Here is a 22,569-nt window from a genome sequence, read left to right on the forward strand (position 1 = left end):
TGACCATGCCTTGTGCCGGGGATGGGGGGAAGCTGTGACAGGGGTTAGGTCAGGCAAACTTCCTCGCCTTTTCGCCAATTGCGGGCAAGGTGCTGCGGTTGGGACAAGCGGGGAATGAACGCGATGACTGCAAAGCCGTGGGACTGGCTCCCGATCCCCGCCCCCCATCAGGCCGAATTTGCCGCGAGCGGGGTCTGGGCGATGAAGACGCTGGCCGACCTTGCGCGCGAGCGGGCGGCGGCGACGCCCGATTTCGTGTGCTTCGTCGATGGGGAAGGGCAGTACACGTTTGCCCAAGTGCTGGAGCAGGCCGAGGCGCTGGCGACGTCGCTGCAGGCGCGCGGGCTGGGGGCGGGCGACGTGATCGCCTTCCAGGTGCCCAACTGGCGCGAGGCGGCGGTGATCAATCTGGCGGCGGTGATCGGGGGGATGATCGTCAATCCGATCGTGCCGATCTATCGCGATGCCGAAATGCTGATGATGCTGGGCGATTGCCGCGCACGTGCGATCTTCGTGCCGCAGGTCTGGCGCAAGGTCGATTATGCCGCGATGGCGATGCGCTGCCGCGATGCGCTGCCCGATCTTGCCCACGTGTTCACCGTGCGCGGCGAGGGGGTGGACGATTTTGCTGCGCTTGTTGCAGGGGGCAGTGGTGCAGCATTTGCTGCGCCGCAGGTTGATCCGATGGGCGTCAAGATGGTGCTCTACACCTCGGGCACGACGGGCCGTCCCAAGGGCGTGCTGCACAGCCATTGCACGCTGACGCACATCGTTGCGGCAAGCGCGCAGCATTGGGGAATGCAGGCGGGCGAGACGACGCTGATGCCATCGCCGGTCACGCACGTTTCGGGCTATGCCAATGGCCTCGAAGCGCCGTTCATCTGCGGCATCCGTTCAGTGCTGATGGAGGCGTGGAATGCGGACGAGGCGCTGGCGCTGATCGAGGCGCACCAATGCGTTGGCACGGTTGCGGCAACGCCGTTTCTGGTGGAACTGGCGGCGGCAGCGCGCGGCGCGGGCACCGGCCTGCCGAGCTTCCGCTTCTTTGCCTGTGGCGGCGCGGCAGTGCCCGCAGACCTGATTCCGGCGGCAAATGCGGCCTTCGACAACGCCCGCGCCTTCCGCGTGTTCGGCGCATCGGAAGTGCCGCTGGTGACCTTCGGCTGGCCGCAGGACGAACGCCTTGCCGCAACGACCGATGGCGAGGTTGTGGACTACGCGGTGCGCATCGTCGATCATGACGACAACGACCTGCCGCGTGGGGTGGAGGGCGAGATCCTGGCGCGCGGGCCGGCGATGATGATGGGCTATGCCGATGCGCAGCAGACCGCCGAGGCGATCACGCCCGACGGCTATTTCCGTACCGGCGATCTGGGCGTGTGGTCGGCAGAGGGCGCGATCACGATCACCGGACGCAAGAAGGACCTGATCATTCGCGGCGGCGAGAATATCTCGGCCAAGGAGATCGAGGACGTGCTGCACACGCACCCTGCGGTAAAGGAAGCCGCCGTAGTCGCGATGCCTCACGAACGGCTGGGCGAGGGGGTCTGTGCCTATGTGATCCTCGCAGGGGAGGCGGATGCTGCAGCGCTGGCCGCGCACGTGGGCGCATCGGGCATGGCCAAGCAGAAGATCCCCGAACGCTTCGAACTGGTGGACGACTTCCCCCGCACGGCGAGCGGCAAGGTGCGCAAGGACATGCTGCGCGCGATGGTGCGAGAGACGGTGCAGGCCTGAGCCAGGACCCACGCGGAACCTAATCCGACATCGCGAATTTTCCCGATGCCTGCCGATGCAATGGCACGGAGGTATTTGGGAGGCGTGTGTGTCGGGATTGGTCTACGAGGTGGCGGCTGCAGCAGACATCGTTCAGCCTTCGGCCGACCATGGCCTCGTCATGCTGCGCCATCACCTTTGCCAGGCGCTTTCTCTGTCCGAGGAACTCGGGCTCAAGATGGCGACCCACGATCTTTGCCAGATCCTGAAATGGCTCGACGGCTAAGGACCACTCTGGCGGATCAGCCCTCGCCCATTGCCCTGGCCACCGCAGCATTCATTTCCTCGCGCGTGGGGTTGCGGCGAAGGGTGAGGCCGCCGTTCACTTGCAGGTTTTCGCCGGTCATGAAGCATTCCTCGCTGGCGAGGAACACGACAGCGGCGGCGACGTCTTCCGAGGTTCCCCACCGGCCCAGCGGGTAGGAGTTGCGGAACGATTCGAACAGGCCGGGGACCTGCTTGGCAGCCTCGTTCATGGGCGTGTCGGTGAGGCCCGGCGAGATCGAGTTGGCGCGGATGCCCTCGTGCCCGAATTCGTGCGCGATGCAGCGCACGATGTGATCGGTCCCGGCCTTGGTGCCCATGTAGATCGCGTGGTCGTTGAGCATGATCGTGGCGGTGGCCGAACTGATCGTGATCAGATCGCCGCCGTTGCCGCCATGCGAGCGCGCCATCTTGCGGATCATCGCCTGGAAGAACTGGTGCGGGCCGACCAGCTGCAGCGCTGTCATCGCGTCAAGCTCCGCGCGGGTCACGTCGAGGAAGGGCTTGAGCAGGCCCCAGCCGGTGGCGTTGATCGCGATGTCGATGCCGCCCATTGCGGCTGCGGCGGTGTCGGCAAGTGCGTTGACGCTGGCTTCGTCGGTGATGTCGCACGACGTCCAGTGGCAACCGGTGCGGGCGGCGAACGCTTCGAGCACGGCTTCCTTGCGGCCCGCGACGAGCACCTGCGCGCCTTCTGCCAGCAGGCGCTGCGCGATGACCTGGCCCATGTTGCCTTCGCTGCTTGCGCCGAGCACGACGGCTTTCCTGCCTGCGAGACGTCCCATCCTGCTGCTCCCAATTGCTCTTGATGCAGTTTCTGCTGCGGTCTGCTCGTGGGCTACCACCATGGCGCCATTCGCAATTCCTGTTCAAAAGGGGAGTAGTGGCGCAAGGGTGGCCCCTTCAAGGAAGGTGGCAACGTATTTTCGGGATTTGAGGAGCAAGCGCATGGATCTGGGTCTCAAGGGCAAGAAGGTCATCCTGACCGGCGGCAGCCGCGGCATCGGCCGTGCGACTCTGGAGATTCTCGCCGCCGAAGGCGCGGACGTTGCGTTCTGCTCGCGCAATGCCGAGCAGGTGGCCGAGGCTGCGGCGTCGCTCGGCAAGCATGGCGGCAAGGTCTTCGGATCGGCCTTCGACATGGATTCTGGCCCCGATGCCTATCGCGCGTGGCTTTCAGATGCGGCAGAAAAGCTCGGCGGGTGCGACATCTTCATTCCGATGATCTCGACCTCGGGCTCGGGCCAGACGGGCGACTGGCAGAAGGGTCTCGATCACGACATCATGGGTTCGGTGATCGGCGTCGAAGTGCTCGAACCGTTCCTCGAGAAGTCGGACGACGGCTCGGTGGTAATCCTCTCGTCCACGGCGGGGCTTGAAACCTTCATCGTGCCGCAGGGCTACAACGCGCTGAAGGGCGCGCTGATCGTCTATGCCGGACAGCTTTCGCAGGCGCTCGGCCCCAAGGGCATCCGCGTGAACGCGGTCTCGCCCGGCCCGATCAAGTTTGCCGGCGGCAACTGGGAGATGATCGAAGGCGCGGTGCCCGAGCTGTACCAGTCGGTCGAGGCCGGCTTTGCGCTTGGCCGCTTCGGCGCGCCCGAGGACGTTGCCAAGGCGGTGGTTTTCCTCGCCAGCCCGGCATCGTCCTACACGACTGGCACCAACCTGGTGGTCGACGGCGGCTTTACCAAGCGCGTCCAGTTCTGAAGGACCATCGGCGATGAGCAGCGGCCAGGAGATCGGGGCGTGAGCATCGGGGCCAGGGGCATCCAGCACATCGGGGTGTCCGTTCCCGATCTTGGCAAGGCGCGCGAGTTCTACCTCGGTTTGCTGGGCGCCACCGAGGTGGGCAAGCCGCTCGAATGGCAGGACAATCCGTTCATCGATGCGGTGGTCGGGCTGGAAGGCAGCGCGGCGCGGCAGTTCATGTGCATTCTCGGCAATGCCTGCATCGAGGTGTTCGAATATGCCGCTCCGCGTTCGGCCCCGCAGGACCCGGACGAGGGCGTCAACCGCTTTGGCTATACCCACTTCGCGGTGCAGGTGGAGGATATCGCCGCCTGCTACGAACGATTGCTTGCCGCCGGGATCCGCGTCCACACTCCGCCTGCGCTAGAGGGGATCACCGTCGACGCCGAGGGGCGCAAGCACGGTTATGCCGCGACCTATTGCCGCGACTTCTTCGGCAACGTGTTCGAGATCATGGAAATTCATGATGACGATCAGATCCGCCCGGTGTGGCGCGCGGGCGAGGGCGTGATCGCGCCGCATTGATCCACCGTCGCTGGCCGGGCGCGCCGGTTTGCCGAGCGGTCCGATCCGCGATATCAAGGCGCATGAGCGTTCACGGATCATGCCATTGCGGCGCGGTGCAGATCGAGGTTCCGGCAAGTCCCGAATGGGTGTCGGACTGCAATTGCTCGCTGTGCACCAAGCTGGCCTGGCGCGTCGCCTATTACCCGCCCGATGCGGTGCGTATCACCGGCGATACCACGGCCTATGTCTGGGGCGATCGCATGATCGGCATCCACCATTGCCCGATATGCGGCTGCGGCACGCACTGGAAATTACTGGGGCAAACGCTGGGCGAGGACATCGGCAAGATGGGCGTCAACGCGCGCACGCTCGACGGCTTTGATGAAAGCACTATCGAAGTGCGCAAGTTCGACAACCGCGGCTGACTTCGCGCACAATCTGCCGCTTCCTAGCCAAAAGCAGAGGGGTGGGAGAGGCCGGTTGTTGACCCTGATCAAACGCGCGGCGCGCGCAGCATGAGAAAACCCGCTCCGACCTGAACGGAGAGGAATATCATGGCTGACCGCGATCCCGGCGACCTTGAAGCAGCGCGCTGCCCCGGCACCAGCTGGGAAGACATCCTGCGCGGCGATGAGGTGCAACCGCCCGCCTTCATGGCCGAGGACCGCTCGCAATATCTGGGATCGGCGGCGATCGATGCCGCGCGCTATTACAGCCCGGAATTCTTCAAGGCCGAGTGCGACAGGATGTGGCCCAGGGTGTGGCAGTTTGCTGCGCGCGAGGAAGACCTGCCCGAGCCGGGGGACTATGTAACATACGACAACGCGGGCCGGTCCTGGCTGATCGTGCGGCAGGAGGACGGACGCGTGAAGGCGTTCCACAACGTCTGCCTCCACCGGGGTCGCAAGCTCAAGACAGACAGCGGCAGCGCCGAGCAGTTCCTCTGCCCGTTCCACGGCTTTTCGTGGAATCCCGACGGCACGTTGCGCAACATTCCGTGCCGCTGGGATTTTGCCCACCTGACCGACGCGAAGATGCAACTGCCCGAGGGCAGCATTGCGCAATGGGGCGGATACATCTTCGTGCGCGAGGCGGACGAGGGCCCGACCATCGAGGAATTCCTCGCGCCGCTGCCCGAGTTCTTCCGGCGCTGGCGGCATGAGGACTGCGTGACGGTGGCCTGGGTCGCCAAGGTCATTCCGGCAAACTGGAAGATCACGATGGAGGCTTTCATGGAAAGCTACCATGCCTTCGTGACGCACCCGCAGCTGATGCCGTTCACCGGCGATGCCAATGCCGCCTATCACGTGCTGGGGCCGCACGTGAACGTCAACTACACGCCGTTCGGTGTGATCAGCCCGCATATCGAGGCACAGGCCGAGGCCGAGCACTGGTCGCAGCAGCGGATCATCGACGAGTTCCGCAAATACAATGGCCGCAGCGCAGACAACTACGACGCGGACAAGGACAATTACGCGATCACCGTGCCTGAAGGCCAAACCGCGCGCGCGGCGCTGGGCACGATGATGCGCGCGGTCTCGGAAAAGCAGTACGGCGGCGATTATTCGCAGGTTTCGGAAAGCGAACTGCTCGACGCGCTGGTCTACAACGTGTTTCCCAACTTCGCGCCGTGGGGCGGGTTCATGCCGAACATCGTCTATCGCTGGCGACCATGGCCCGATCAGGACAAGTGTCTGATGGAAGTGCGCGTGATCGCGCGCGTGCCGGAAGGCCAAAGGGGTGACGGGCAGCGGCCCGCAGGCGTGCCGATGCACCTGCTCGGGGATGACGAGCTCTGGGCCGATGCGCCCGAACTGGGCGTGCTGGGCGCGGTGCTCGATCAGGACAGCGAGAACATGGCGCTGTGCCACGAGGGGCTCAAGGTTTCGAAGAACCAGGCGGTTGAACTGGCGGACTACCAGGAAGTGCGCATCCGGCACTTCCACCAGACGCTCGATACCTATCTGAACGCGTGAGGGCCAATCCGATGACCGAACTCTACGACAAGTATGCCGATGCAGCGGAGCGGATGCTGCACTTCGTCGAAACCAGAACGACCGACCAGGCCAGCGGCACGATGCGCGTGCCCGTGGCCGATTACCTCGACCAGGGGCGGTTCGAGCGCGAGATCGAGCGCATCTTCCGGCGGCTGCCGCTGATGCTGGCGCTGACCATCGAGCTGCCGGAAGCGAACGACTACAAGGCGATGGACGTGATGGGGCGCCCTGTGCTGATCACGCGCGGGAAGGATGGCAAGGCGCGCGCATTCCTCAACGTGTGCAAGCACCGCGCGATGCATCTGGCGGCCGAGGGCAAGGGCAATTGCAAGGCCTTTGCCTGCCAGTACCATGGCTGGACTTATGCCAACGACGGCAAGCTGATGGGCATTGCCGAGGCGAGCACGTTCGGCGATGTCGACCGGCACACGCTCAACCTGACGGAACTGCCCTGCGACGAGGCGGCGGGGCTGATCTTCGTTATCCTGACGCCGAGGAGCGAGGGGGACCTGCCGCTCGACGCGGTCGAGTGGATGGGCGGCATGTACGAGGACTTCGCCGCGCTGAAGCTGGAGACCTGGTACTATCACAAGAGCCGCGCGATGCAGGGCGCGAACTGGAAAGTTGCCTATGACGGCTATCTCGAGGGCTACCACTTCCAGGCGGCGCATACCAATACGGTCGCCACGCGCAGTCCTTCCAACCGTGCGAACTACGAGGGCTTTGGTCCGCACATCCGGCTCGGCTTTCCACAGAATGCGATCCATCGGTTGAAGGACTTGCCGCGCGAGGAATGGGGGCGGCAGGAGAACAACGGCTACGACTTCATCCGCATGCTGTTTCCGAACATGAGCTTCTTCCTCGCGCCCGAAATGGGGCAGCTGGCGCAGTTGTTTCCGGGGCCAGAGGCAGACCAGAACACCACGGTGATGAACTATATCTTCCCGGTGAAACCCGACACGCCCGAAGCGCTCGCCGCACTCGACAAGATGTGCGACTTCTTCTTCGACGTGGTCGAAGAGGAGGATTACCTGCTGGGCCTGAAGGTGCAGAACGGGCTGGAATCAGGCGCGATGACGCACCAGACCTTTGGCCGGAACGAGCCGGGCAACCAGTTCTTCCACAAGTGGGTGGCCTATTATCTCGACGAGAGTGGCAGCACGCCGGTGCCCGTGATGAAGGAGTAGCCGGCCCTCTCAAGGCCGGGCGAGCGCCTGCGCCGGTGCGCCCAGAACGGCCTGACGTAGCAGCAGCGACTGGCCGAACATCGGCGCGGACTTCGACAGGAAATGCGAGGGCGCCATGCCGAGGAATTCGTGCGCTTCGCGGACGAAGTGCGAATAATCGGAATAGCCTGCATCGATGGCCAATGCCCTGCGCCCGCGCCCGCCGCGGATCAGGCGGTGGAGCGAGCGCAGGAAGCGCGCGCGGCGCAGCAGCAGCTTGGGCGCGAACCCAAAGGCGGAAAGCGACAGCCGTTCGACCATGCGCTGCGACATGCCGGTGGCGGTCGCAAGCCCTGCGACCGAACGATGCGCAGGATCGAGCAGCGCCTGGGCGAGGCGCGCGACGCGCCATTCGTTGCGCGAGGGTTCGCGCATCGCATCGATCAGCCAACGGTCGAGAATTTCCGGCAATTCTTCGTCGGCGGCGCCGCGCAGTCGGGCAGCGAGGCATTCGACCTGGGTGCCGAACACGGTTGCGGCAGGTACGATGCGATTGGCGAGCGTCGAGGCCTGACCGAGTCCGAGACGCGTCCAGCCCAGTGGTGTGATCCCCGCGCCGACAACCGCGCCGGCATCGCTGGCAGACCATGTCGCCGCGCTGGTCGGCCCGAACAGCGCGACATCGGGCACGCGCAGGGGCGCGTCGGCCGACTGGTGAACCGTCCAGCAGGTCCGGCTATCGAGCAACACGCGCAAGTTGAACCACGCTGGCTGGAACACGTCGCGGTGGAGTGTGCCTTCGGGAGGAGCGACGGCATAAAGGTGATAGCCGCTGACAAGACCTTCGAGCGCAGGCGCGGGTTTCCAGTAGGCCATGCGCGTCGCCGGCGCGGGATCGGCCGATGGAGCGGCAATCGGAGGAGCTGTCGCGACCGTGGTTGTCATGTGATTAGCCGTAGTATCAATCACTTCTGTGTAAGCAACGGATAAACGCGCGATCGCGTCTGGCGATCCGGAGGTCTGCGGAAGCTTGGGCGTGTGCGCCTGCGCAACGCGTGCTAGGATCGGGCCGGACAGGCCATTCCGTGGGGGAGCCCTGAAAGAGAGTGCAGACGTTCGAGGCGCAGCCGATCCCCTGGCCCGAGACTGCCGCGCAACTGCGTGCAATGGTGCGTGGGCTGGTGGCCGAGCATTTCGCGCGCGACGGCGTGCGCTCCGATGCCGTGGCGCGCGCCAACTGCTGGACGCGCCCCGATCCCGCTTTCAGCCGCATGCTCGGGCAGGCGGGCCTGATCGGGATGGTCTGGCCCAGGGCATATGGCGGGCACGAGCGGTCGAGCCTCGAGCGCTACGTGGTGCTCGAGGAGCTGCTGGCGCTGGGCGCTCCGGTCGGCGCGCACTGGATCGCCGATCGTCAGACCGGGGGTATGTTGCTGCGCTTCGGCACGGAGGAGGCCAGGCGGCGCTGGCTTCCCGGCATGGTCGCGGGCGAGATTTATGCCTGCATCGGCCTGTCCGAACCGGGGGCGGGATCGGATCTTGCAGCCGTGCGCACGACCGCACGGCGAAAGGGGGATCGCTGGGTGATCGACGGCCAGAAGGTCTGGACGACCAATGCCCACCTGGCGCATCTGATGATCGCGCTGGTCCGCACCGGCGAGGGGTCGGAACGGCATGATGGCCTTTCGCAGTTCGTGATCCCGATGGATGCGCCGGGCGTCACCGTGAAGCCGATCATCGACCTCAATGGCGGGCACGAATTCAACGAAGTGTTCTTCGACGGGGTGGAATTGCCCGCGAGCGCGCTTGCGGGCGAGGAAGGGCAGGGCTGGCGGCAGGCGACCGCGGAACTTTCGCTCGAGCGGTCGGGGCCCGAGCGCTACCTGTCCTCGACCGCGCTGTTCATCGAGCTGATCCGCGCGGTCGGCCCGGATGCGGGGGACGAGGTTGCGGCGCTGGTCGGGCGGCTGACCGCGCAGATGTGGACGCTGCGCCAGATGAGCGCTTCGGTGGCGGCAAAGCTGGCGCAAGGGCAAGACCCGGCGCTCGAGGCGACGATGGTCAAGGACCTCGGAAATGCCTTCGAGCAGGCGATGCCGGCCGTGGTGCAGGCCGCGCTGGATCTCGATCTCGCGAGCCCAGAGCCCCTGTCGCAAGTGCTGGGCTATCTGCTGCAGGTCTCGCCTTCGTTCTCGCTGCGCGGCGGCACGCGCGAAATCCTGAAGGGCATCATTGCGCGGGGGCTGGGTCTGCGATGAGCGAGGCACAGGCCATGCTCGGCACTATGGCGGACGCACTGTTCGCGGGGCTGGGCCATCGCGCGACCATTGTGGCGGACTGGCAGCGGATCGAGGAGCTGGGGCTGCCGCTGTTGCTGGTCGGCGAGGCGGACGGCGGCTTTGGCGGGAGCTGGGACGATGCGCGGCTGGTGTTCCGGCTGGCGGGATACCATGCGCTTGCGCTGCCGGTCGTGGAGGCGGTGCTGGCGGCGCACGTGGCTGCGCCGCTGGGCTTTGCCGGACGCGGCACGGTGGCATCGGCCTGTGTGGGCGAAATGGCGGACGGGTTGTTCCGGGGCGAGATTTCAGGGGCCTGCGCAAGCGAAGGCGCGGCCTATGTCGTCGCGCCGTTCGGTGGCGGCGGCATCGTGGTCAGCACCGGGGACGGCTTGCGCCAGGCGGGGACGACCGCAAGCGGCGAGACGCGCGACATCTGGGGGTTCGACGATGCGCGGGCCGTGACGGTGCCGACCGACGTGCTGGGGCTCTGTGCCTTTGCCCGCGCGGCGCAGATTGCGGGCGCGCTCGATGCAGCGCTTGGGCAATCGGTGGCCTATGCCAACGAGCGCCGGCAGTTTGGTCGCCCGCTTGCCGGGTTTCAGGCGGTGCAGCAGAGCCTTGCGACATTTGCCTGCGAGGCGGCGGCGGCTAACTGCGCTGCGATCGGCGCGGCGCAGGCGCTGGACCGTGGCGAAGCGCGCTTCGAGGTGGCGGCGGCCAAGCTGCGTGCGAACGAGGCAGTGGGCGTGGGCACCGCCATCGCGCATCAGGTGCATGGCGCGATCGGCTTCACTCGGGAATATCCGCTGCACCAGATCACCCGCAGGCTGTGGACCTGGCGCAGCGAATTCGGCAGCGATTCCCATTGGGCAAGGGCCGTCGGCGCGCGCGTGCTGGCAGACGGGGCCGAGGCCTTCTGGCCGAACCTGACCGCGCGCACCGATTGAGCGGGCGCGGCCCGCTCCGGGTCAGTGGCGGACCATCGCCCCGCCATCGACCCAGACGCCGTGGCCCGACATGAAGCGCGCATCGTCGCTGCACAGGAAGGCGATGACGTCGGCGATGTCCTCGGGCTGGCCGAGGCGGCGCAAGGGTGCCTTGTTTTCCCAGAACGTGCGGAATTCCGGCATCTGGGTGAAGGCAGGCGCGGTCATCGGGGTGGCGATGGCGCCGGGCTGTACGCAATTGACGGTGACGCCGAACGGCCCGAGCTCGGCCGCGGCCGACTTGGTGAAGCCGAGCACGGCATGCTTCGAGGCGGAATAGGCGCACAGGCCCTCGTCGCCATGCGAGGACGTGGTCGAGCCGATCGTCACCACGCGCCCGTTGCCCGCAGCCTTGAGATGCGGGACCGCATCGCGCACGAGGCGGAACACTGCGATCAGGTTTACCGCGATCACGCGTTCGAAATAGGCATCATCGTGCCCTTCGAGCGGATGAAACGCGCTGATCCCGGCGCAGGGCACCAGGGTATCGAGCCCGCCCATCGCGCTGACCGCCTGTTCGACCAGCATGGCGTTTGTCCCCGCGCCGGTCAGGTCGCCGGTGAAATCGACATCGCCCGCCAAGTCGGCGGTGAAGACCTGCGCGCCATCGGCCCGCAACCGCGCGACCACCGCCGCGCCGATGCCCGAGCCGGCGCCCGTGACGATGGCCTTGCGGCTCTTGAGACGGTCACCGCTCATCCGTTCAACCCATCCGCGATCTTCAGCACGAGCTTGCCGGTGTTGGCCCCGGTGAACAGGCGCATGAACGCACCGTAGGCGTTTTCCAGGCCTTCCTGCACGTCCTCGTCGATGCGCAGGCGGCCTTGCGCCATCCATTCGGCCATGACTGCGCCGCCTTCGGCAAAGCGCGGCGCGTAGTCCATGATCAGGTAGCCGTGGATCGTGGCTTGCTGCGCGAGGACCTGCCAGAGATTGCGCACGCCGACCTTCTCGGGCGAATTGTATTCGCTGATGAGGCCGCACAGGACGATGCGCGCCCTCTTGGCCAGGTTCATCAGCTCGGCGTCGAACACATCGCCGCCGACGTTCTCGAACACGACATCCGCCCCTTGCGGTGCGGCGGCGCGAATCTCGGCGGACAACTGGTCGACGCTCTTGTTCTTGTAGTCGATGGCAACGTCGAAGCCGTAGTCCTCGATCAGGCGGCGGCACTTTTCGACGCCGCCGGCAATGCCGATCACCCGCGCGCCCATGATCTTGCCGATCTGGCCAACCGCTGATCCGACCGCGCCTGCCGCGCCCGACACGAGCAGCGTTTCGCCCGGTTGCGGGCGGGCGACGTCGGCCAGCCCGAAATAGGCAGTGAGGCCGACCGCGCCCATTGCCGAGAGAAACCGCGATGGTGATTCAACCAGAGAGGGATCAACCTTCATGGTGAATCCGCCGGCTGCGTTGACCGAGTAATCCTCGAGCGCGTTGAGCCCCATGACCCAGTCGCCCACAGCAAAATCAGGTGTGTCGGATGCCGCGACAAGGCCGACCGTGGTGGCCCTGACCGGATCACCCAGTGAAATCGGCGGCATGTAGCTGGGCGCGTCGTCCATCCAGCCGCGCTGCGCAGGATCGAGCGAAGCATAGCAGTTGCGCACCACGAAGCCGCCCGCAGGAGGCACCGGAATCGGCTGTTCCACAAGCGAAAAATCCTCGGGAACCGGCGTTCCATGGGGCCGGCGCACTAGCAGGAAGCGGCGGTTGGCGGTCATCGGTTGGTCTCTCCTGTGGGCACGGCACCAGGATGCAGCATGGCGGGAGGCGGGCACCTGTAACAAGTGGCAGTTGGTAGGCGATACGCACACGTAGATGTAGGCGCATCGTCGCTGCCCGTCCGAGGCAGTGCGGCCCTTGGAGGGAGGATTACCATGAAGGCCCAAGCCATCCGGCGTTTCGTCGCCGCTGCCCTGACCACGACTGCCCTCGGGGCATCGTTGCCGGCATTTGCCGCAGATGAACCGCAGGCATCCCAATCTGACGCCCAGGCGAGCGAAGCTGCCGATAGCGGCGATACCGGCGCGATCATCGTGACCGCACGCCGTCGTTCGGAAACGCTGCAGAGCACCCCGGTCGCCATTACCGCGGTCAACACCGCCATGCTCGAAGCCAAGGCCGCCGTGAACATCGGCGATCTGCAGGGCGCGGCACCTGGCCTGCTGATCACCCAGCAGAATTCCGGCGCGCAGGCAGCCAACATCTCGATTCGCGGCCTGACTTATGCCGACATCGAAAAGTCGCAGACGCCGACCGTGGGCGTGGTCGTCGATGGCGTGACCATCGGCACCAACACCGGTCAGTTGCAGGACGCGTTCGACGTGGCCCAGATCGAAGTGCTGCGCGGGCCACAAGGCACGCTGTTCGGCGCGAACACGATCGGCGGCGTCATCAACATCACCCGCTCGAAGCCGACCAAGGAACCCGGTCTCAAGGCCGAAGTCAGCTATGGCCGGTTCAACACGCTCGCGGTCAAGGCGATCGCCAACTACGGCGATGGCGAAAACTGGGGCGTCAAGGGCTTCTACTTCCACAACGAGACCGACGGCTTTTACAACAACGTCGTGCAGAAGAAGAACGGCGGCTGGAGCAAGGGTGACAGCTACGGCGGCAGCCTGCTGTTCACGCCTGTCGGAACCGGGTTCGAGGCGCAGTTCACGATCGAGAACGTGAAGCAGAAGTTCGATCCGGTGGTGGCCAACATCGCCAACAGCAGCGAAGTATTCTGCCTGTTCGAGCCTGCCGTGGAGTGCAATCGCAACAACACCACGGACCTTTACACGGTGTTCAGCGCACCGGCGCAAAGCACCTACAGCGCGCCTGACGCCACGCTCGAGCTGAACTACGATCTCGATGCGGTGAAGCTGACCTCGATCACCGGCTGGCGCAAGAGCACCGAAGCCCAGACCCAGGACTTCGACGGTTCGTCGACCGACCTCTACTACGTCGATCGCCGCCAGCACTACGAACAGTGGAGCCAGGAACTGCGCGCAGCGGGCAAGCTGTTCGATGGTTTCGACTACGTCGTGGGCGCCTACTACTTCAAGTCGAAGTACGACCTGACGCAGTGGAGCCGCGTGTTCGGTTTCAACCCGGCCGTGCCGCCGACGCTGTTCGATCTCAACTCGCAGCATGTCGAAGGCGAGACCGAGAGCTACGCGTTCTTCGGTGACTTCAACTGGCAGCTTGCCGATACCGTGCGCCTTTCGTTCGGCGGTCGCTGGAGCCACGACAACAAGCAGTTGTTCAATGGCTTTGCCGGCGGCAAGCTGATCGATCCGGACAACGTGCAGCGCACGCAGTTCGTGCCGGTCGGCACCGGCAATGCGAACTTCAGCAAGTTCACGCCGAAGATCGGCCTCGACTGGCGCCCGACGCAAGACCTGATGGTCTATGCATCGTGGTCGCGCGGCTATCGCTCGGGCGGTTTCAGCCCGCGCGCCGCGACCGCTGCCACCGCCGGTACGCCGTTCCAGCCTGAAACGGTCGACGCCTACGAAGTGGGCCTCAAGGTCGCGGCGTTCGACCGCAAGGTCGAACTGAACCTTGCCGGCTTCGTGTCGGACTACAAGGATATGCAGCAGAACCTGACGGTTCCGGGCGGTCCTACGGGCAATCAGACGATCACCGGCAATGTCGCCGGCGGCGCGCTGATCAAGGGCTTTGAAGCCGACGGCACCTTCCGCGTGACCGACAACTTCAAGCTCACCGGTTCGCTTGCGATCATGGACTCGCACTTCCGCAATTTCGTGGCGAACGGCGTGTTCGGCACTGCGATCGTGCCCTTCGATTATTCGGCAAACCGGCTGATCTACGCCCCTGACTTCACGGCCTCGCTGGCTGCGGAATACACGATGCCGACCTCGTTCGGCGATGTGTCGACCAATGTCGGCTGGCGCCATATCGCACCTTATGACGAACAGCTCTCGGCAGCATCGCTGACGCCGACGCTCGACGGTGCGGGCAACGTGACCAAGGTGACCGTCAATGGCAACGATCCACGCGTGCGCACCACGACTCAGGACCTGGTCGATGCCTCGCTGACGTTCAACTTCGATCTCAACAACACCAAGGCCTATGTCCGCGTGTTCGGTCGCAACCTGCTCAACGAGAAGACCACGACCCACGCGTTCACCGTGGCTGGCCTGTGGTCGTTCGGCATGGCGCTCGAGCCGCGCACTTACGGCGCGACGATCGGCTTCAAGTATTGAGGCCTTGCTGATCTGACGTGATCCACCTTGCCGGGGGAGAGGAGCTTGTGCAGTTTCGCACCTGCTTCTCCCCCCGCCCTTTTTTGCCCAACCCATTTTTGCCCAACCCATTTTTGAAAGTTGCAGCATATGGCCCGTCTTTCCGGCAAGATCGCACTCATAACCGGTGGCGCTTCGGTGCCGGGACTTGGCAGCGCCACCGCCAAGCGCTTTGCCGAGGAAGGCGCCAAGGTGTGGCTGACCGACCGCGACCTTGCAGGCGCGCAGAAGGTCGCCGACGAAATCAACGCCAGCGGCGGGCAGGCCCGCGCGATGCTCCACGATGTGACCAATGAAGCGCAGTGGGACGAAGTGTTCGCCGCAATCGAGGCCGAGGACGGCAAGCTCGACGTTTGCGTCAACAATGCCGGTATCGCGGTGCTGCGGCCGATCGAGGACATGACCACGGCAGACTGGTCATTGCAGAACGCGGTCAATCTCGACAGCGTGTTCCAGGGCACCAAGCGCGCGGTGGCGATCATGCGCAAGACCGGGACCAAGGGCTCGATCATCAACATCTCGTCGGTGGCGGGCCTGATCGGCGTGCCTGCCTGCGGTGCCTATGCTGCCGCCAAGGGCGGGGTGCGGCTGTTCTCCAAGACTATCGCGGTAGAGACCGCCAAGGATGGCATCCGCGTCAATTCGGTCCACCCCGGCATGATCCTGACCAATATCCAGGGCGTGGCAATGGAAGACAATGCCGCGAACTACGACGCGACGCTCGCACTCGTGCCGATGGGCTACATGGGCGATCCGCTCGACATCGCGAACATGAACCTGTTCCTCGCCTCGGATGAATCGCGCTACGTTACCGGCACCGAACTGGTGGTCGATGGCGGCATGACCGCGCTGTAGGGTCAGGTGACTGGAGCGGCGTGCCGCACATCTACATCATAGTTCGTGAGTCTGATTTGGTGCAAGCCGCCCTGATCCATTTGACCGGCTGGATGGCGGATCACGCCACCCAGCGGATCGCGTTTTCGACGAGGCGGCAGTATTCGGGGCTTTCGTAGGCCGAGGGCCCGTCGCCGGGCTGCAGATAGACCAGCCGGCTGTTGAGCGCCTGCTTCGCCCAGCCGACAAGGTTCGAGCCGGGCGAGTGTTCCCAGCCTTCGCGGCTGAACATCTCGCCGCGCACGGCAAGGTCCGCCGACCAGAAGTGATCACGGTCGAAGGCGGCGGATGAGCGCAGCAGCGGCGTCACGTCGGCCTCGAACACCTGACCCAGATAGAGTTCGTCGGTCAGGGTGAAGCTGGCGGGCAGGCCTGCGGTCACCGGATGATCGGCGACGACCGCGATCTTGTGGCGCACATCGTGGCAATAGCCGCTGTCGGGCACCGCTTGCTGCCGCACCGTTCCGGGATGGTAAAGGAACTGACCACCCAGCCATTCGTGATAGTCGTCCCATGTCGGCCACCCGGCGAGCGCGTGATGCAGCGCGACCACGCCCTTGCCCTGTTCGAGCAAGGCGCGGAATCCGGCTTTCAGGTTCGCGCCCGGTTCCAGATAGAGCGGCGCACCTTCAGGTGCCTCGAAATCGAGGCCGGGCATGTCGTAGAGCACAAGCACGTCGAAGCCGCACATCCCTTCAGGGTTCATCAGTCGCGCGGCGGCGGGCTGGTCGACCATCGTGGCCGCGATGCCGTCCATGGCCTGGAACATGGCATCGAAGGCGGTGCGATCGAACGGATGGCCGCGCACGGCGACAAGCGCCTGGAGCGGCGCGCGATGGCGGATGATCGGCATCAGGCGGCAACCTTGACGATGACCTTGCCGATCGCCTTGCCCGAAAGCATCCGGTCATAGGCAACGAGCGTGTTTTCGAGGCCGATGGTCTCATCGAGATTCACGGTGAGCTTTCCGGCTTCGACCCAGTCGCGCAAGGTCGGCAGGAATTCCGCGCCGCGATGGAGGAAATCGGGGATGAAGAAGCCCTCGATCCGCAGGCGGCGCATCAGCACCTGGTCGAAACGGGCAGGGCCGGGCAGCGGCGCGTCGTTGTCGTAGGCGGCGACCATGCCGCAGACCGCGACGCGCCCGTAGTGCGCCATGTTGGGCAGGACCGCATCAAGCAACGGGCCGCCGACATTGTCGAAATAGCCGTGAACCCCGCCTTCGACCGAGGCGAGGCGCGCGGCGACGTCCTCGTTCTTGTAGTCGATCGCCATGTCGACGCCGAGCGTCTCGGTCAGGTAACGGCACTTGTCAGGCCCGCCGGCGATGCCGATGACCCTGGCGCCGAGATTGCGGCCGACCTGGCAGGCCATTGAGCCGGTTGCACCGGCGGCGGCGGAGACGGCCAGCCATTCGCCTGCCTTGATTGCCGCCACTTCCCTGACGCCGACATAGGCTGTCCAGGCGTTCATGCCGAGCGCGCCGTAGTGCTGGCGAATGTCGGGCACTGCCTCGTCGAGCGCTTCGAGCCCTGACAGCGCGGGCACGAGCGTGGCGTAATCGGCCCATTGCCCGAAGCCGCGCACGAGAGTGCCGACGGGGAAGGCCGCATCGCGGCTTTCGCTGACGCGGCCCAGCACCAGCCCCGCCATTTTCGAGCCGAGCGGCAGGGGCGGCTGGTAGCCATCGGTGCGCGGGCTCATCCACATGCGCGTGCCCGCGTCCATCGACAGCCAGCCGACTGCCACGCGCACCTCACCCTCGGCCAGCGGGGCGAGATCTTCGACTTGCAGCGACAGTGCCGAGGCGAAGGCGTTGCCCTGCGGGTGGTTGTCGAGCCGCCAGAACCGGTTGGTCGTCATCACATGTGCATCCTCTTTTCCCATGCGTCGCAAAGCGCTGGAGGCGCGGCAACTGGTCAATGCCCGAGGTCGGGTTTCGCGCCGACCGATGGCTGCGGCTGATACCGTGGTATCGATTCAATCGACTTTGCCCACGTCCCCCTGCCGCCTATGCGACAGGCCGGGAGATATTTGATGATGCCGATCCTGACCGCCCATAACAGCAAGAGTGCGCAGTCGTGACGATCCCGCAACTTGAGATCGACCCGTTCGACGAGGCGTTCCTGGCCGACCCTTACGCCCATCACGATGCACTGCGCGATGCGGGGCCAGTGGTCTGGCTCGAGCCGCTGCAATGCTATGGAATGGCGCGCTATGCCGAGGTTTCGGCCAGTCTCAGGGACTGGGAGACGTTCGTCTCGGGGCGCGGGGTGGGCATGACCGACTTTGCCACCGAGGAACCCTGGCGTCCGCGCTCGCTGCTGCTGGAGGTCGATCCGCCGCTGCATGACCGGACGCGCGGGCTGATGAACAAGGTCGCCTCGCTTTCCAGCCTCAAGGCCGTGATGCCGCAGTGGTGCGCGAAGGCCGAGGCGCTGGTCGGATCGCTCGTGGGCAGGACGATCGACGCGGTGACCGACCTTGGCGAGGCCTTTCCGCTTTCGGTGTTTCCCGACCTGATCGGCATTCGTGCGGAGGGGCGCGAGCACCTGATCGCCTACGGCACGACCGCGTTCAACGGCTTCGGCCCGCGCAATCGCCTCTATGAGGAAGCCATGGCCAATGCCGCCACGGCCACGGCCGCGGTGATGGAGAGCTGCCGCCGCGAGAACCTCGTTCCCGGCGGCTGGGGGGCAAAGGTGTTCGAGGCTGCCGACCGGGGCGAATGCTCGCACGAAGAGGCGGGGCGGCTGGTGCGCTCGTTCCTGACGGCAGGCATCGACACGACCGTCAACGGCATCGGCAACATGGTCCGCGCCTTTGCCGATCATCCCGAACAATGGGCCACGCTGCGCGCCGACCCGGCGCTGGCGAAGAAGGCCTTCGAGGAAAGCCTGCGCTGGGGCGGTACGGTGCAGACCTTCTTCCGCACGACTTCGCGCGAGGTTGTGGTGGAAGGCGGGACGATTCCGGAAGGATCGAAAGTGATCCTGTTCCTCGCCGCCGCGAACCGCGATCCGCGCCATTGGGAGCGCGCGACGCAGTTCGACATCTCCCGTTCGGCCAGCGGGCACGTCGGCTTTGGCTTCGGCATTCACCAGTGCCTGGGCCAGATGGTGGCGCGCATGGAGGCCGAGGCGGTGCTCATGGCGATGATCCCGCGCGTGCGCGAGATCCGGCTGGCTGGCGCCCCGGTGCAGCGACTGAACAATACCTTGCACGCACTGGCATCGCTGCCGGTCGAACTTCTCGAAGGCTGAGGACTTACACGATGGCACGATTCCTGAAAAACGTCTGGTACATGGCCGGCTGGTCGGACGAGCTGGGCGAGGGCCTGCTGGGCCGCCGGCTGTTCGACCGCCAGATCGTGCTCTACCGCACCGCGACGGGCGTCGCCGCGCTGGCGGACCGCTGCCCCCACCGCTTTGCCCCGCTCAGCCTCGGCGAGAAGAGCGGCGATGCGATCGTGTGCCCTTATCACGGCCTTGCCTATGACGGATCGGGCAAGTGCGTGCGCAATCCCTTTTCCGAGACGATCCCCGCAGCCGCACGTGTCGATGCCTGGCACGTCGAGGAGAGGCACGGGATCATGTGGCTGTGGGGCGGTGCGGCGGACAAAGCCGATACCGGCACCATTCCCGATTTCTCGATGATCGAGGACAATGCCTACACCCGGGTGGTTCGCGGCTACACGCTGCTTGAGGCGCCCTACGAGTTCGGCATCGACAACCTGATGGACCTCAGCCACATCGAGTTCGTCCACAAGGGCAGCTTTGCCGGCAACGGCGTGATCTTCACCGGCAAGCACACGATCAAGGACGAGGGCGAGACGCTGCGTTCGAACTGGTGGATGCCGGGAGTCAAGGCACCGCCGCACACGGTCGGTATCTATCCGCCCGAGATGGTGACCGACCACTGGCTCGACATGCGCTGGAACGCGCCGGGATCGATGCACCTCGAGATCGGGGCCTGCCCGGCCGGCGAAGAGCGCACAGGCGGTCTGCTCGCGCACCAGGCCCATATCCTCACGCCCGCCAGCCCGACCACGACGCACTATTTCTGGGCGACGACTCGCTATCACGAACTGGAATCGACCGAGGTCGACAATTTCCTGCGCGGTCTGTTCGCCCAGGCCTTCGACGAGGAGGACAAGCCGATCATCAAGGCGGCTTACGAGAATCTCGAGGGGCAGGACTTCTGGGACGCCCGGCCGCTGTCGCTCGGCATCGACGCTGGCGGCGTCCGCGTGCGCCGCAAGCTCGAGGCCCGGCTCAAGGCCGAAGCCGCGGGCTGACGGCGCGCGAGGATCCTCAGTCCGTCAGGGCGCTCTCCTTGCCCAGCGCAATGAAGCGTTCGAGGTGGTGATCCTCGTCGCCAAGCTGGTGGCCGATCATGGTCAGCCGCTTGGCATAGTGCGAGAGCGGCAGTTCCCAGGTCATGCCGATGCCGCCGTGCATCTGGATTGCTTCCTCGGCGGTGATCGTCCCGACGCGGCCGATCGTGAACTTGGCGGCCGAGACAGCGCGTTCGCGCGACAGGCGATCGCTTTCGAGCGCGGCAGCAGCGTTGATCGCCGAGGAACGCGCCTGTTCGATCTCGAGCGCGACGGTGGCCATGCGGTGCTGCAGCGCCTGAAACTTGCCGATGGGCACGCCGAACTGCTTGCGCGTGCGCAAGTATTCGAGCGTCTGCGCCTTGAGCCGGTCCATGATCCCGACAGCTTCCCAGCACAGCGCAACGATGCCCGCCGCGTTCGCGCGTTCGACGATGGCAGAAGCGTCGCGGGCCAGCAGCGTGGCCGGGGCCGATTCGAGCGCAAGTTCGCCGCCGTGCCCGCCGTCGATCAGCGGATAAGTGCGGCGTGAAACGCCGGGCGCAAGGGCATCGACAAGGAACAGCGAAACGGCGTCAGATCCGGCGACGCGCGCCGTCACCACGATGGTGTCCGCAGCGCCGAGCTGGTGGACGACGGCCTTGCTGCCGGTCAGCGCCCAGCCGTCGCCAGCAGGGGTGGCAGTGCTGGCGATTGCGCGAGGATCGTAGCGGCTGTGCGCCTCCTCTGCGGCAAAGGCCACGATCCGGGCGCCGGCGATGACCTCCTCGATCACGGCTTCCTGATTGCCCGCATCGGCCAGCGCCACGCCAGCCATCAGCGTGCCGAGGAAGGGTTCGATAACCAGCGCTCCGCCGAGCTGTTCGAAGACCACGCCGATGTCGAAGCCGGTGCCGCCGAAGCCGCCCTGCTCCTCGGTGAACAGCGCCGCGATGATGCCGAGTTCGGCCAGCGACTGCCACTGCTGCGCCGACCAGCCTTCGTCCGAGGCGCTGGCCGCGTGGCGCTGGTCGATCGGGTAGCGCTGGGCGAGATAGCGCGTAAGCGTGTCCGCCAGCATCTGGCGATCTTCGGGATGGGTAAAGTCCATGATCAGAGCTCCAGGATCGCCTTGGTGATGATTTCGCGCTGGACCTCGTTGGATCCGCCGAAGATCGTCAGCTTGCGCTGGTTGAAATATTCCGCGGCAACCGGCGCGGCGTAGTCGGGGCCGACCGGCTCGCCATTCCACGCCGCATCGAGCGCTTCACTGACGAAAGGCTGGGCATAGGGGCCAAGCGCGCGGCGGGTGAGGCTGGAGATTTCCTGCGCGATTTCGGTGCCGCGAATCTTGAGCATCGAGCTTTCGGCAACCGGCGCCGCGCCCTTGCCGGCGGCGGCGAGCACGCGCAGGTTGGTGGTCTTCATGTTTTCGAGATCGATTTCGAGCCTTGCGATGCGCGCGGCGAACAGCGGGTCCTCGGCCAGCGGCCGGCCGCCCTTGGTCTGATCCTGCGCAATCTGCTTGAGTTCGCGCAGGCCCTCCATCGCCGAGCCGACGCCGGCGATGTTGGTGCGCTCGTAGGTCAGCAGGTACTTGGCATAAGTCCAGCCCTTGTTCTCCTCGCCGACAAGGTTGGCCACGGGCACGCGGACGTCGGTGAAGAACACTTCGTTCACTTCCTTCTCGCCATCGAGCAGGGTGATCGGGCGGACCTCGACGCCGGGGGTCTTCATGTCGATCAGCAGGAACGAGATGCCGTCCTGCTTCTTGCCCTCGGTCGAGGTGCGCACGAGGCAGAAGATCATGTTGGCGTGCTGGCCGAGCGTGGTCCAGGTCTTCTGGCCGTTCACGACATAGTGATCGCCGTCGCGCACCGCAGCGCACTTCAGGCTGGCAAGATCCGAGCCTGCACCGGGTTCGGAATAGCCCTGGCACCACCAGTCGCTGCCATCGACGATGCGCGGCAGCCAGTGCCGTTTCTGTTCGTCCGAGCCGAACTTGATCAGCACGGGGCCGAGCATCGACACGCCGAAGGGTATGATGCGCGGGGCATGGGCCTTGGCGATTTCTTCCTGGAAGATGGCACTCTGCGCGACGCTCCAGCCGGGGCCGCCATATTCGACGGGCCAGTGATTGGCGAACCAGCCCCGTTCATTGAGGATCGCGTGCCATTCCTCGTGGTCGGCCTTGGTCAGGCGCTTGCCGGTGCGCACTTTCTCGGACAGCCGCGCAGGCAGGCGGTTGTTCAGGAATGCGCGCACTTCCTGGCGAAAGCCCTCTTCCTCGGGCGAGAAACTCAGATCCATCCCATGAGCCTTTCCAGCTTCGTTCGCCACCGCCTGGTAGTTTCGGTGGCAACCTCTCTGCCTTCTC

General features: G+C 65.4%; 21 protein-coding genes. 13 read left to right on the forward strand and 8 right to left on the reverse strand.

Annotated elements, in window-relative coordinates:
* The first annotated feature begins 114 nt into the window (after positions 1–114).
* Positions 115–1,737: an AMP-binding protein gene (locus tag AC2A04_RS13700; RefSeq protein WP_484212910.1), complete on the forward strand. Its 1,623-nt coding sequence runs from the start codon at positions 115–117 to the stop codon at positions 1,735–1,737.
* A gap of 88 nt (positions 1,738–1,825) precedes the next feature.
* Positions 1,826–2,002: a hypothetical protein gene (locus tag AC2A04_RS13705; RefSeq protein WP_484212911.1), complete on the forward strand. Its 177-nt coding sequence runs from the start codon at positions 1,826–1,828 to the stop codon at positions 2,000–2,002.
* A 16-nt stretch (positions 2,003–2,018) separates the two neighbouring features.
* On the opposite strand, the gene AC2A04_RS13710 is transcribed toward AC2A04_RS13705, so the two are convergent.
* On the reverse strand, positions 2,019–2,825 hold the full coding sequence (locus tag AC2A04_RS13710; RefSeq protein ID WP_484212912.1) for an SDR family oxidoreductase: 807 nt from the start codon (positions 2,823–2,825) through the stop codon (positions 2,019–2,021).
* Between the two features lie 163 nt (positions 2,826–2,988).
* On the opposite strand from AC2A04_RS13710, the gene AC2A04_RS13715 reads away from it, so the two are divergent.
* The 5 genes from AC2A04_RS13715 (at position 2,989) to AC2A04_RS13735 (ending at position 7,483) form a co-directional block, all read left to right on the forward strand.
* Positions 2,989–3,750: an SDR family NAD(P)-dependent oxidoreductase gene (locus AC2A04_RS13715; RefSeq protein ID WP_484212913.1), complete on the forward strand. Its 762-nt coding sequence runs from the start codon at positions 2,989–2,991 to the stop codon at positions 3,748–3,750.
* A 39-nt stretch (positions 3,751–3,789) separates the two neighbouring features.
* Entirely contained in the window at positions 3,790–4,317 is a 528-nt protein-coding gene (locus AC2A04_RS13720; protein ID WP_484212914.1) for a VOC family protein, read from the forward strand.
* Positions 4,318–4,379: 62 nt separating this feature from the next.
* The gene (locus AC2A04_RS13725) at positions 4,380–4,724 is read left to right on the forward strand and encodes a GFA family protein (RefSeq protein ID WP_484212915.1); all 345 of its coding nucleotides are present in this window, start codon (positions 4,380–4,382) and stop codon (positions 4,722–4,724) included.
* Positions 4,725–4,853: 129 nt separating this feature from the next.
* Positions 4,854–6,275 carry an aromatic ring-hydroxylating oxygenase subunit alpha gene (locus AC2A04_RS13730; RefSeq protein WP_484212916.1) on the forward strand — a complete coding sequence of 474 codons (1,422 nt, stop codon included), beginning with the start codon at positions 4,854–4,856 and terminating at the stop codon, positions 6,273–6,275.
* Between the two features lie 11 nt (positions 6,276–6,286).
* Entirely contained in the window at positions 6,287–7,483 is a 1,197-nt protein-coding gene (locus tag AC2A04_RS13735) for an aromatic ring-hydroxylating oxygenase subunit alpha (RefSeq protein ID WP_484212917.1), read from the forward strand.
* A 9-nt stretch (positions 7,484–7,492) separates the two neighbouring features.
* On the opposite strand, the gene AC2A04_RS13740 is transcribed toward AC2A04_RS13735, so the two are convergent.
* Positions 7,493–8,407 (reverse strand): helix-turn-helix domain-containing protein, encoded by a 915-nt coding sequence (locus tag AC2A04_RS13740; RefSeq protein ID WP_484212918.1) that lies wholly within the window; start codon positions 8,405–8,407, stop codon positions 7,493–7,495.
* Positions 8,408–8,568: 161 nt separating this feature from the next.
* Here AC2A04_RS13740 and AC2A04_RS13745 point away from each other — a divergent pair, with 161 nt between their 5' ends.
* Positions 8,569–9,720: an acyl-CoA dehydrogenase family protein gene (locus tag AC2A04_RS13745; RefSeq protein WP_484212919.1), complete on the forward strand. Its 1,152-nt coding sequence runs from the start codon at positions 8,569–8,571 to the stop codon at positions 9,718–9,720.
* On the forward strand, positions 9,717–10,688 hold the full coding sequence (locus tag AC2A04_RS13750) for an acyl-CoA dehydrogenase family protein (RefSeq protein ID WP_484212920.1): 972 nt from the start codon (positions 9,717–9,719) through the stop codon (positions 10,686–10,688). The genes AC2A04_RS13745 and AC2A04_RS13750 overlap by 4 nt, the downstream gene beginning before the upstream one ends.
* Positions 10,689–10,709: 21 nt before the next feature.
* Here AC2A04_RS13750 and AC2A04_RS13755 read toward each other — a convergent pair whose 3' ends face one another.
* Both AC2A04_RS13755 and AC2A04_RS13760 read right to left on the reverse strand, forming a co-directional pair.
* Positions 10,710–11,426, reverse strand: a complete 717-nt coding sequence (locus AC2A04_RS13755) for an SDR family NAD(P)-dependent oxidoreductase (protein ID WP_484212921.1) — start codon at positions 11,424–11,426, stop codon at positions 10,710–10,712.
* Positions 11,423–12,451 carry an NADP-dependent oxidoreductase gene (locus AC2A04_RS13760; protein WP_484212922.1) on the reverse strand — a complete coding sequence of 343 codons (1,029 nt, stop codon included), beginning with the start codon at positions 12,449–12,451 and terminating at the stop codon, positions 11,423–11,425. Before AC2A04_RS13760 ends, AC2A04_RS13755 begins: the two co-directional genes overlap by 4 nt.
* Positions 12,452–12,607: 156 nt before the next feature.
* Here AC2A04_RS13760 and AC2A04_RS13765 point away from each other — a divergent pair, with 156 nt between their 5' ends.
* On the forward strand, positions 12,608–14,944 hold the full coding sequence (locus AC2A04_RS13765; RefSeq protein WP_484212923.1) for a TonB-dependent receptor: 2,337 nt from the start codon (positions 12,608–12,610) through the stop codon (positions 14,942–14,944).
* Between the two features lie 129 nt (positions 14,945–15,073).
* Complete coding sequence (locus tag AC2A04_RS13770) at positions 15,074–15,838, forward strand: SDR family NAD(P)-dependent oxidoreductase (RefSeq protein WP_484212924.1); 765 nt, start codon at positions 15,074–15,076, stop codon at positions 15,836–15,838.
* A 100-nt stretch (positions 15,839–15,938) separates the two neighbouring features.
* Here the strand turns inward: AC2A04_RS13770 and AC2A04_RS13775 are convergent, their stop codons facing one another.
* Complete coding sequence (locus AC2A04_RS13775; RefSeq protein ID WP_484212925.1) at positions 15,939–16,730, reverse strand: ThuA domain-containing protein; 792 nt, start codon at positions 16,728–16,730, stop codon at positions 15,939–15,941.
* Complete coding sequence (locus AC2A04_RS13780) at positions 16,730–17,740, reverse strand: NADP-dependent oxidoreductase (RefSeq protein ID WP_484213009.1); 1,011 nt, start codon at positions 17,738–17,740, stop codon at positions 16,730–16,732. Before AC2A04_RS13780 ends, AC2A04_RS13775 begins: the two co-directional genes overlap by 1 nt.
* A 218-nt stretch (positions 17,741–17,958) precedes the next feature.
* Here AC2A04_RS13780 and AC2A04_RS13785 point away from each other — a divergent pair, with 218 nt between their 5' ends.
* Together AC2A04_RS13785 and AC2A04_RS13790 are read left to right on the forward strand one after the other, a co-directional pair.
* Positions 17,959–19,140 (forward strand): cytochrome P450, encoded by a 1,182-nt coding sequence (locus tag AC2A04_RS13785; RefSeq protein ID WP_484212926.1) that lies wholly within the window; start codon positions 17,959–17,961, stop codon positions 19,138–19,140.
* Between the two features lie 11 nt (positions 19,141–19,151).
* A complete protein-coding gene (locus AC2A04_RS13790; RefSeq protein ID WP_484212927.1) occupies positions 19,152–20,174 on the forward strand; it encodes a Rieske 2Fe-2S domain-containing protein in 1,023 nt (340 codons plus the stop codon).
* Between the two features lie 16 nt (positions 20,175–20,190).
* Here the strand turns inward: AC2A04_RS13790 and AC2A04_RS13795 are convergent, their stop codons facing one another.
* Together AC2A04_RS13795 and AC2A04_RS13800 are read right to left on the reverse strand one after the other, a co-directional pair.
* Positions 20,191–21,303, reverse strand: coding sequence for an acyl-CoA dehydrogenase family protein (locus AC2A04_RS13795; protein WP_484212928.1), 1,113 nt, complete (start codon positions 21,301–21,303; stop codon positions 20,191–20,193).
* Between the two features lie 2 nt (positions 21,304–21,305).
* Positions 21,306–22,502 (reverse strand): acyl-CoA dehydrogenase family protein, encoded by a 1,197-nt coding sequence (locus tag AC2A04_RS13800; RefSeq protein WP_484212929.1) that lies wholly within the window; start codon positions 22,500–22,502, stop codon positions 21,306–21,308.
* Between the last annotated feature and the right edge of the window lie 67 nt (positions 22,503–22,569).

It is taken from the genome of Novosphingobium sp. HNCC26DJ243, assembly GCF_057180545.1.

Bases quoted from the DNA above. Each gene is read 5' to 3' on its own strand.
- AC2A04_RS13730 (WP_484212916.1), top strand. From the start codon at position 4,854: ATGGCTGACCGCGATCCCGGCGACCTTGAAGCAGCGCGCTGCCCCGGC.
- AC2A04_RS13775 (WP_484212925.1), bottom strand. From the start codon at position 16,730: ATGCCGATCATCCGCCATCGCGCGCCGCTCCAGGCGCTTGTCGCCGTG.
- AC2A04_RS13795 (WP_484212928.1), bottom strand. From the start codon at position 21,303: ATGGACTTTACCCATCCCGAAGATCGCCAGATGCTGGCGGACACGCTT.
- AC2A04_RS13750 (WP_484212920.1), top strand. From the start codon at position 9,717: ATGAGCGAGGCACAGGCCATGCTCGGCACTATGGCGGACGCACTGTTC.
- AC2A04_RS13710 (WP_484212912.1), bottom strand. From the start codon at position 2,825: ATGGGACGTCTCGCAGGCAGGAAAGCCGTCGTGCTCGGCGCAAGCAGC.
- AC2A04_RS13770 (WP_484212924.1), top strand. From the start codon at position 15,074: ATGGCCCGTCTTTCCGGCAAGATCGCACTCATAACCGGTGGCGCTTCG.
- AC2A04_RS13700 (WP_484212910.1), top strand. From the start codon at position 115: ATGAACGCGATGACTGCAAAGCCGTGGGACTGGCTCCCGATCCCCGCC.
- AC2A04_RS13780 (WP_484213009.1), bottom strand. From the start codon at position 17,740: ATGACGACCAACCGGTTCTGGCGGCTCGACAACCACCCGCAGGGCAAC.
- AC2A04_RS13760 (WP_484212922.1), bottom strand. From the start codon at position 12,451: ATGACCGCCAACCGCCGCTTCCTGCTAGTGCGCCGGCCCCATGGAACG.
- AC2A04_RS13735 (WP_484212917.1), top strand. From the start codon at position 6,287: ATGACCGAACTCTACGACAAGTATGCCGATGCAGCGGAGCGGATGCTG.
- AC2A04_RS13715 (WP_484212913.1), top strand. From the start codon at position 2,989: ATGGATCTGGGTCTCAAGGGCAAGAAGGTCATCCTGACCGGCGGCAGC.
- AC2A04_RS13765 (WP_484212923.1), top strand. From the start codon at position 12,608: ATGAAGGCCCAAGCCATCCGGCGTTTCGTCGCCGCTGCCCTGACCACG.
- AC2A04_RS13800 (WP_484212929.1), bottom strand. From the start codon at position 22,502: ATGGATCTGAGTTTCTCGCCCGAGGAAGAGGGCTTTCGCCAGGAAGTG.
- AC2A04_RS13725 (WP_484212915.1), top strand. From the start codon at position 4,380: ATGAGCGTTCACGGATCATGCCATTGCGGCGCGGTGCAGATCGAGGTT.
- AC2A04_RS13740 (WP_484212918.1), bottom strand. From the start codon at position 8,407: ATGACAACCACGGTCGCGACAGCTCCTCCGATTGCCGCTCCATCGGCC.
- AC2A04_RS13790 (WP_484212927.1), top strand. From the start codon at position 19,152: ATGGCACGATTCCTGAAAAACGTCTGGTACATGGCCGGCTGGTCGGAC.
- AC2A04_RS13755 (WP_484212921.1), bottom strand. From the start codon at position 11,426: ATGAGCGGTGACCGTCTCAAGAGCCGCAAGGCCATCGTCACGGGCGCC.